Annotated in this window: 7 protein-coding genes; 6 read left to right on the top strand and 1 reads right to left on the bottom strand. The window is 56.9% G+C overall.

Annotated features, from left to right (window positions below; translation table 11 throughout):
- The 4 genes from RAC79_RS25370 to RAC79_RS25355 all read left to right on the top strand — a co-directional run.
- On the top strand, positions 1 to 778 hold a 778-nt coding region (locus RAC79_RS25370; RefSeq protein ID WP_374997681.1), incomplete at its 5' end, for an MFS transporter.
- An 853-nt stretch (positions 779 to 1631) separates the two neighbouring features.
- A complete protein-coding gene (locus tag RAC79_RS25365) occupies positions 1632 to 3575 on the top strand; it encodes a methyl-accepting chemotaxis protein (RefSeq protein ID WP_374997680.1) in 1944 nt (647 codons plus the stop codon).
- Positions 3576 to 3839: 264 nt separating this feature from the next.
- Positions 3840 to 5006: an MFS transporter gene (locus RAC79_RS25360; protein WP_220319390.1), complete on the top strand. Its 1167-nt coding sequence runs from the start codon at positions 3840 to 3842 to the stop codon at positions 5004 to 5006.
- A gap of 172 nt (positions 5007 to 5178) precedes the next feature.
- Positions 5179 to 5634 (top strand): helix-turn-helix transcriptional regulator, encoded by a 456-nt coding sequence (locus RAC79_RS25355; RefSeq protein ID WP_220319391.1) that lies wholly within the window; start codon positions 5179 to 5181, stop codon positions 5632 to 5634.
- A gap of 77 nt (positions 5635 to 5711) precedes the next feature.
- Here RAC79_RS25355 and RAC79_RS25350 read toward each other — a convergent pair whose 3' ends face one another.
- Positions 5712 to 5927, bottom strand: coding sequence for a hypothetical protein (locus RAC79_RS25350; RefSeq protein WP_220319392.1), 216 nt, complete (start codon positions 5925 to 5927; stop codon positions 5712 to 5714).
- 622 nt (positions 5928 to 6549) lie between these two features.
- Here RAC79_RS25350 and RAC79_RS25345 point away from each other — a divergent pair.
- Together RAC79_RS25345 and RAC79_RS25340 are read left to right on the top strand one after the other, a co-directional pair.
- Complete coding sequence (locus RAC79_RS25345) at positions 6550 to 7386, top strand: alpha/beta hydrolase (protein ID WP_338082377.1); 837 nt, start codon at positions 6550 to 6552, stop codon at positions 7384 to 7386.
- A 98-nt stretch (positions 7387 to 7484) separates the two neighbouring features.
- Positions 7485 to 7937 (top strand): Rid family hydrolase, encoded by a 453-nt coding sequence (locus RAC79_RS25340; RefSeq protein ID WP_220319394.1) that lies wholly within the window; start codon positions 7485 to 7487, stop codon positions 7935 to 7937.
- Positions 7938 to 8090 lie beyond the last annotated feature (153 nt).

The following is an 8090-nucleotide window of genomic DNA, read 5'->3' as shown; positions in this document are numbered from 1 at the left end:
CGGGCTGCTGATCCCGCTGTCGGGCTGGCGGGCGATATTCTGGGTGCAGGTGCCGATAGCAGCTCTGGCGCTGCTTCTGGCAGTTTCGTTTCTGCCGCGTGACGCGTGCTGCGCCGATACCAAGGCGCCGAACCTTTGGTCGGTGATGAACCGCAGCCTGGCCGGCAGTCTCCTTGTGAACGTGCTGGTTGCCGGCATCATGATGACGACGCTTATGGTGGGACCCTTCTATCTCGGCCTGGGGCTGGGATTGACTGTGCCGGAGGTCGGCGCGGTGATGGCAATCGGCCCGGTGATTTCGATCGTCAGCGGCGTGCCATCCGGCCGGCTCGTGGATGCCTGGGGCAGCGGCCGCATGCTGGTGATCGGTCTGGCCTTGCTGGGCGTCGGAGCGCTGATGCTGGCTATCGTGCCGGGCGTGATCGGGGTCGCCGGCTATGTGCTGTCGATTATCGTGCTCACTCCCGGTTATCAGCTTTTCCAAGCGGCCAACAACGCATCGGCGCTTGCGGATGTCGCCAAGGACCGGCGCGGCACGGTATCGGGGCTGCTGGGCCTGTCACGCAATATCGGGCTGATCGCCGGCGCTTCGGCCATGGGCCTCGTCTTTGCCTTCGGTGTCGGCATGACGGATGTCACGCAGGCTTCGGCGTCGGCGATAGCATCGGGGATGCGCCTGACCTTCCTCACTGCCGGCGCGGGGGCCGTGGCTGCCTTCGCCTTGGCGTTTTTTGGGCCGGACAGGCGCAGGGCGGAGGCTGACCGTTGTCAGTCCTGAAGGGAGTAAGTATGGCACAGTGGTCAATTGCCCAACACCACGGCCCTGACGCCAGGAAAGATCAACAGGCCAAAGGCTAGTTGGCTGAGCGGCACACCGCGCCCTTTGACAACGCCGGCGGGCGAGTCAGATGCCCTTGCTGCTAAGTTTACCGAAGAGGGAATCAAGCATCCTATTCTGAGCGCAATTCGCAAGGTCATCTCAAGTCGGGCTGGTTTGCTACGGAAAGTTACGGAGCAGGTGTCCGGATCAGATGAACGGTCTCGAGCATCCAGCGCCCTGTCGTTCGAATTACGGGTCGATGGTTCGTATCCATTCAAGGCGAGACCGCGGCAGGTTGTGCCCTTCGGACGGTCGCCGGCCCGGTCAGGAGACACCTCAGTGCGAATAGTTCGTTCGAGCATTGTATGATCACCTTCTGCCAGACTGGCTAAAGGTGACAATCAGCTTGTGGCCACGTGAGCAACGTTACCGAATGAGATCCGCAGCTCAACTCGACCGCAAGAATCACGATCGGCAGATTGACCGAGAAGCCGAGCCACTCTCCCGCCGACGGCTTCAGAGGCGCGCTACCTCGCAACAGTCGCCGCGCTGAAGCGCATCACTGAACCTAGGGGGCAACCGGTGATCGTCATTGAATGTGATCCTTAACGAATATAAAATTTTGTTATCCTATATTTCATGACGCTGAAAATGAAACGGTAATCTTGATCGTGTTCAGCAGGTATTATGTCTTGGGATAAATTTTTGGATATTTGAAAAGTTTCTTCCAGAGTATGCCATCTCGGTACACCCGGCGAATGAGTTGCTCGTGGTTCCTCCTGATAAACGTCAATTATTGCGAGAGCGGCACATGAAACACATTTCTATCGTCGGGAAATTTCTTATTATTATGGCTTGCTTCGGCTTGTTCTCCCTCGGGGTCGCCATTTATTCCGGAATTCAGATTGTCAGAGTTGACGAAGACTATGCTGGCCTGATGGAAGGCGAATCAACCGCCGCCTTGTATTTGGCTCGCTCCAACCGCAACCTACAGGCAGCACGAGCGTCGATTGGGGAGCTGTTGATGTCGCGCTCGGCAGACCTGAACGAGCGGGCGGAAAAGGATATCAAGGATGCTGAAGCCGGTTTTGTGAAATACATGGACACGGTTGCTGGCGCTGTCCCGCAGCGCGCCGAGATTGCGCTGCTCAAGGCCGAAGGCCTCAAAGTCATGAAAGAGGTGTGTGGCCCGACCATTGTGGCGGCGCGAAACGCGACGACGGAGCAAGACATTGCCGCGTCACAGCAACTGTTCCTGAGCCAGTGCCAGCCTGCTTTCAGCGCGCTCACTCCGAAATTTACAGCTGCGACGAATGAAATCGTTGACGGTGCTACGAAGACGGGGGAGGAGCTGTCCGCGCACGCCAGCAGCACCGTTACCAAGACACTTGCCGCCGTCATCCTTGGCTTGATCATCGTTCTCGGCGTCGGCTTCCTTGCTGTCCGTTCATGGCTGGTGCGTCCGATCCAGCGGATGTCCCTCACCATGAACGTGCTCGCCGGCGGCGATCTCAGCGCCAATGTCGACGGGACGGATCGCCGCGATGAAGTGGGGGGCATGGCGAGAGCGGTTCAGGTGTTCAAGGAAAACGGTTTGCGGGCAAGAGAACTTGAACAGGAAGCCGTTGCGACGCGCTCTGCCACCGAGGCAGAGCAACTGCGGATCGCGGAACTTGAGCGTGAGCGCGCCCAGCAGATGGCACAGGCGACGTCGGGCCTAGCTGAAGGCTTGAAGCATCTGGCGAGCGGGAACCTGACGTTTCGGCTGAACGAACCCTTTGCCAGTGACTTCGAAGCATTGCGGTCCGACTTCAACGCAGCCGTTGGTCAACTGGCGGACAGCCTAAGGTCGGTCGCGAACGCGACAGGATCGATCGATAGCGGCGCGCGCGAAATCAGCCAGAGCGCCGAAGATCTCTCAAAACGGACTGAGCAGCAGGCCGCGTCGCTTGAGGAAACGGCAGCCGCTCTCGACCAGATTACCACCAATGTTGCAAACTCCTCCAAGCGGACTGAAGAAGCGCGCCATGTGGCAATCGAAGCCAATAAGTCGGCGCGCCGCTCGGGCGAAGTGGTTTCGAATGCCGTAATCGCCATGCAGCGCATCGAACAGTCGTCGAACCAGATTTCCAGCATTATCGGTGTCATCGATGAGATCGCCTTCCAAACCAACCTGCTGGCGCTGAATGCCGGTGTCGAGGCGGCGCGGGCCGGGGAAGCGGGCAAGGGCTTTGCGGTGGTTGCCCAAGAGGTGCGCGAACTCGCTCAGCGGTCGGCTCAAGCGGCCAAGGAAATCAAGGATCTCATCCGAAACTCCGTGGATGAGGTCAGCACGGGTGTAAAACTGGTTGAGGAAACGGGCCAAGCGCTCAAAGTGATCGAGGAACAGGTTGTTTCGATCAACACGCAACTCGACGCCATATCAACGTCGGCCAAGGAGCAGTCAATCGGTCTTGCCGAGGTCAATACGGCCGTCAACCAGATGGATCAGGTGACGCAGCAAAACGCAGCCATGGTCGAAGAATCGACGGCAGCCAGTGCTTCTCTCGCCAACGAGGTGCAGCGCCTGCGCGAGATCATCTCTGATTTCCGCGTCGGCGCCGAACCAAGAGTTGAACCCGCCAGACCGACGCCGGCAAGCGCCGAACACAAGCCCGTCACTTCTCCCGCCCGTCGTATGCTTGCGAAAGTAGCGGGAGCCGTTGGCCTCAGCAGCGGTGCGGCGGCGGCAGCTGAGAATTGGGAAGAGTTCTGACGTTCGCCAATTGCGCGGAAAGCGTCGCCTTATCGTGACCGGCGCTAACGATACCTCGGTCACGATCAACATATCAGCCACGAATATTTTTTGTGGTAGGATCGGTGATGAGAGAGACCCATATCCCCGATAATCGGCTCCATTGAAACTCGTTTTCGTGCCGGTCCATAATCGGAATGACGATGGGTATCATTGCTACCGCAAGCGGTGCGGCGGTGCCGCGGTTGTTATCTGACCGTCACACTTCGGCTCTACCAGTGAACAATGCAACGTCACCTCTTTGTGTTATTACTCCTAGCGCTGACCCAGATCACCGGCTGGGGCGTTGTGAGCGTTTTGCCCGTGATCGCGACGACGGTCGCGGTAGAATTCCGAACCTCGCTGCCGATGATTTTTGTCGGAACCTCTGTGATGTTCGTCGCGATGGGGCTCGCTGCCCCTTGGACAGGCCGTGCGTTTCGCAGACTTGGACCGCGTTCTGTCATGGCTACTGGAGCCGGGATGATCGCGGCCGGGCTTTGTCTGCTCGCGCTGTCTCCGGACCTTTTGGTATTTTGGGCCGCTTGGATGTTGGTCGGGATTGCAGGCTCGATGTTTCTGACGACGTCAGCCTATGCCTATATAGCGGATTACGCAGGGGATCGGGCCCGGAGCCTTATCGGCACACTGATGTTGGTAACGGGTCTGGCGGGTAGCGTCTTCTGGGCCATCACTGCCTTTCTCGACGGGGTGGTTGGATGGCGTGCGACAGTTCTTGTCTACGCTGGCATCATGGCATTGGTCATCTGCCCACTTGTTTTAATCGGCCTGCCGGCGACCCGTGCCGCGACCGCCCCGACCACCAACAAAGGAAGTGCTCGCAAGGGTCCTGTTTTTGCCCTTCTTGTGACCGCCATCGCTCTGAACAGCTTCGTGACGTTTGGCATTGAAGCTGTAGGCATTCAACTTTTGCAGGCGACCGGAATGGACCTTGCCAAAGCCGTCGCGATTGCCTCGCTTCTGGGGGTGTTCAAAGTGGGCGGACGCGTGGTTGACCTGCTGGGTGGGCAACGATGGGATGGGTTATCCACCGGGCTTGTGTCCGGCGCAATGATACCCGTTGGTCTTGCTGCAATGTGGACAGGTGGTCAGGGCGTCCTGACGGTAGCAGGGTTTCTCGTGATCTTTGGCGTCGGAAGTGGGGCTTTTGCTGTTGCCCGAGCCACGATGCCGCTCGTTTTTTTTGAGAAAGCCGACTATGCCGCCGCGATGGCAACCATTGCCCTACCAATGAATCTGATCAACGCACTGGCACCGCCGGTATTGGCTGCACTCATGGCGTGGATGGGGGCGCATGCGGTGTTTGCGGTGCTTGGAGGTCTCAGCGCGACGGCATTTATGGTTTTATGGCAACTCAACCGCAAGCGGTCGTGGAGCACCGTAGCCGAGTGATTGCTACCGACGAACTTTTGTTTGACGTCCTCAGTGAGGCAGGCGAGGAGGAGGCGAATATCTGCGGCAGTGGGAAATTGACGAGTTAGAGAAGCCTGAATACGATTAGCCAATCAAGCTTCTATATTTTTATGAATTCATATTGAAACCGGTAATCTCAAAGAGATTTTGAATGAACCAAAAACGAGACAACGCCTGTTGTCGATCTTGGCCGGATCAGCCTACAGGTAAAATTCTGCACTTTCGAAAAGACGGAAATCCACGCAAATGTTATGACGAAGCCCACGGAAATCTGCGGGGGCGAGCCACTATGCATGGAGCGGTTGAAGACAAGAACGCCGAATATCTTCAACGGTGTGGCGAGGTGCTCAACATCCTGTCGAACGCAAAGCGCGTCGAGGTCGTGCTAGCACTGTCCAAGAATGAGCAGAGCGTGAAGCAGTTGGCCCATCAAGTAGATATATCGCAATCAGCGCTTTCTCAGCATCTCGCAAAAATGCGCGAGGCGGGTGTTGTTGAAACGCGCCGTCACGGCCTTGTCGTCTATTATCGGCTGATAATGCCAGAGCTTATAGGGTTGTTGAAAGAGGTGGTACTTTTCGTGAAAACGAATTCAAAAAAGGCATGACCACCTGCATTCCCATCGTTGAGGAATCCTGTAATTTTCAATACCTGTAAATGCTTCCATTATCGCCTGATGGCGGGTCAGATAGCGATCAGACAGTCCGCGTTGGAATGTTCCTGACCTCGCAGCTGTGCCAAGTCCTCGTCCATTTCGCTGAGCCGCATCATATGTGCAGTGATCTGCAATGAGATGATGTGCCGGTCGTCTATAGAGAAACGTTCCCACCTCTTGAGATTGTCGATGACCTCAATGAGGTCGAGACGTTCTTGTTCGAGCTTCTCCAAGTTCCAGATCATCGCAGCCGGGCTCCCGTTTCGATTTGCCTGAAACGTAGCATTGGAGGATCGGTTCAAACTGATAAGATTTAGCGTAAATTTTATCTAAATTACTTTTTAGAGTATGCTTCTTCGTCCAGGAAAAGGCCGTTTCAAATCATTCTCCGGGTATCTCGCTTCAAGGACGGCACCAAATTTTCTTTAGCCAGCAAACTGCATACAAGCAACTTCTTGATGGCGGGAACGCCGGTTCTTATCCCTTCAAGCGGAAAAGACCTTCATCTCTCAATGCAGCTCGAGGCTGCGGTGCCAGAACCCCAAGCGGCATACCCACACTTCCAACTGATGTCGCGGCCGGCGCAGCCTACTATTTCAGAATAAGCAATAAACTCGAAATTATTCCCGCAATTGTGAGCGGATGCATCTGACGGCTAAATCAACCCGTCAGGCGAACACAGCGTCGCCTGAAGTTTTCAATCACGAAATCGCAGGGCGCGAGATGACCGAGAACATTTCTTCCATGACCCGCAGAGGCGTGCTGCTTTCCGCAGGCGCGGCCGCCGCGGCCGTCGCAATCTCTCCCACATTCAGCTTTGCAGCCCATGCTGCTCCCTCCACAACCTCAATCGAAGGAAACAAGACCATGGCATATGTAACCACCAGGGACGGCGTCGAAATCTTCTACAAGGACTGGGGCCCGAAGGATGCCCAGCCGATCATGTTCCACCATGGCTGGCCGCTCTCGTCCGATGACTGGGATGCGCAGATGCTGTTCTTCGTTTCCAAGGGTTTTCGCGTCGTCGCCCATGACCGCCGTGGCCACGGCCGTTCCGCCCAGGTCGCCGACGGTCATGACATGGATCACTACGCCGCCGACGCCTTTGCCGTCGTCGAAGCTCTCGATCTGAAGAACGCCGTCCATATCGGCCACTCCACCGGTGGCGGTGAAGTCGCCCGTTATGTCGCAAAGCATGGCGAACCCGCCGGCCGTGTCGCCAAGGCAGTTCTCGTTTCCGCCGTGCCACCCTTGATGCTCAAGACCGAGGCCAATCCGGAAGGTCTGCCGATGGAGGTTTTTGACGGTTTCCGCTCGTCGCTCGCCGCAAACCGCGCGCAGTTCTTCCGCGATGTGCCGGCCGGCCCGTTCTATGGCTTCAACCGCGATGGCGCGACCGTTCATGAAGGCGTTATCCAGAACTGGTGGCGGCAGGGCATGATGGGCGGCGCAAAGGCCCATTATGACGGCATCAAGGCCTTCTCGGAAACCGACCAGACCGAAGACCTGAAGAACATCAGCGTTCCGACGCTGGTGCTGCATGGCGAAGACGACCAGATCGTGCCGATTGCCGACTCTGCGCTGAAATCGGTGAAGCTGTTGAAAAACGGCACGCTGAAGACCTATCCCGGCTTCTCGCACGGTATGCTCACCGTCAATGCCGATGTGCTGAACGCCGATCTTCTGGCCTTCATCAAGGGCTGATCGACACTGGCGGCGGGTGCGGCCTCCCACGCGTCCGCCGTCTTTCAAGTTGCTAATTCACACGCGCGGATCGCGCTGCCTTATACTAGGAAACCATCATGACGAACACTAAGAAGATCGCAAACCTCGGCGTCGCCTGGGAGCAGGCTTTTGGCTACGCACAGGCCGTTCAGGTCAAGGATACAATCTATATATCGGGACAGTTGAGCCACGATCCCGACGGCAAGCTCGTCGCACCAGCTGTTCTCGATGATAAAGGCCGGCCAGTCGATTTCACGCAAATGGAAGAGCAGATCCGTCAGACATACGTTAACGCCAAGAAACTGCTCGCTGAGTTCGGTGCCACTCTTGAGGACGTCGTCGAAGAGACGCTTTTTGTTCTCGACATTCCGAGTGCATTTGCAGCCGGATCAAAGGTTCGCAAGGAGATGTACGGCACAGACACGCCGCCGGTTGCAAGCAACCTGATCGGAGTAAGCGCGCTGGCCTTTCCCGAACAGATCGTTGAGATCACGTTCCGGGCAATGATCGACGACCCGGCCGACTCGTAAAAGATGTCTGCCTCAAGAACCGCCGGTGCCAGAGCGCTCCGGCGGCCGACCTGCCAAAATAGGTTTTCGAATCCCGAGCACATCCTCCGACAACATGAGATCGCCAGCAGTTTTGCAGCCCGGTTGAATTAACTCGGCTGAATCCGTCGGGCA

Origin of the sequence: Agrobacterium sp. LR_9 (genome assembly GCF_041954855.1) — a bacterium.
GTDB lineage: Bacteria > Pseudomonadota > Alphaproteobacteria > Rhizobiales > Rhizobiaceae > Agrobacterium > Agrobacterium leguminum.
The sequence above is the reverse complement of the archived record's forward strand: the minus strand, read 5'-3'. Positions and strand labels throughout refer to the sequence as shown.

Coding starts and splice junctions, on each gene's coding strand:
- RAC79_RS25345 (WP_338082377.1), top strand. CDS start 6,550: ATGGCATATGTAACCACCAGGGACGGCGTCGAAATCTTCTACAAGGAC.
- RAC79_RS25350 (WP_220319392.1), bottom strand. CDS start 5,927: ATGATCTGGAACTTGGAGAAGCTCGAACAAGAACGTCTCGACCTCATT.
- RAC79_RS25355 (WP_220319391.1), top strand. CDS start 5,179: ATGAACCAAAAACGAGACAACGCCTGTTGTCGATCTTGGCCGGATCAG.
- RAC79_RS25360 (WP_220319390.1), top strand. CDS start 3,840: ATGCAACGTCACCTCTTTGTGTTATTACTCCTAGCGCTGACCCAGATC.
- RAC79_RS25340 (WP_220319394.1), top strand. CDS start 7,485: ATGACGAACACTAAGAAGATCGCAAACCTCGGCGTCGCCTGGGAGCAG.
- RAC79_RS25365 (WP_374997680.1), top strand. CDS start 1,632: ATGAAACACATTTCTATCGTCGGGAAATTTCTTATTATTATGGCTTGC.